The sequence below is a fragment of the Delftia sp. ASV31 genome (genome assembly GCF_016428765.1).
In the GTDB taxonomy this organism is placed as follows: domain Bacteria; phylum Pseudomonadota; class Gammaproteobacteria; order Burkholderiales; family Burkholderiaceae_C; genus Comamonas; species Comamonas acidovorans.
Genome location: NZ_JAELTK010000253.1, coordinates 1 through 320, shown reverse-complemented (window position 1 = coordinate 320; position 320 = coordinate 1). Strand labels below are relative to the sequence as shown.

Annotated in this window: 1 protein-coding gene; it reads right to left on the bottom strand. The window is 75.3% G+C overall.

Features of this window, described 5'->3' with window-relative positions; translation table 11 throughout:
• Positions 1 to 195 (bottom strand): hypothetical protein (locus tag JHD82_RS30115; protein WP_374191681.1); only part of this gene is annotated, 195 nt, incomplete at its 3' end.
• Positions 196 to 320: the final 125 nt, after the last annotated feature.

Genomic DNA, 320 nt, shown 5'->3' with positions numbered 1-320 from the left:
CTGCGTGAAGCCGAAGGCCTGCTGGCGCTCGAGCAGCGGCAGGCTGGCGGCCTCGGGGCCGGCATGGGTGTCACTGCCCACGCTGCCCAGCTTGATGCGCAGGTTCTCGATCCACTGCTTGTAGGGCCTGTCTCTTATACACATCTGACGCTGCCGACGAAATGCGAACAGTGTAGATCTCGGTGGTCGCCGGATCATTATAAAGGGGGGGGGGGGGGGGGGGGGGGGGGGGGGGGGGGGGGGGGGGGGGGGGGGGGGGGGGGGGGGGGGGGGGGGGGGGGGGGGGGGGGGGGGGGGGGGGGGGGGGGGGGGGGGGGGGG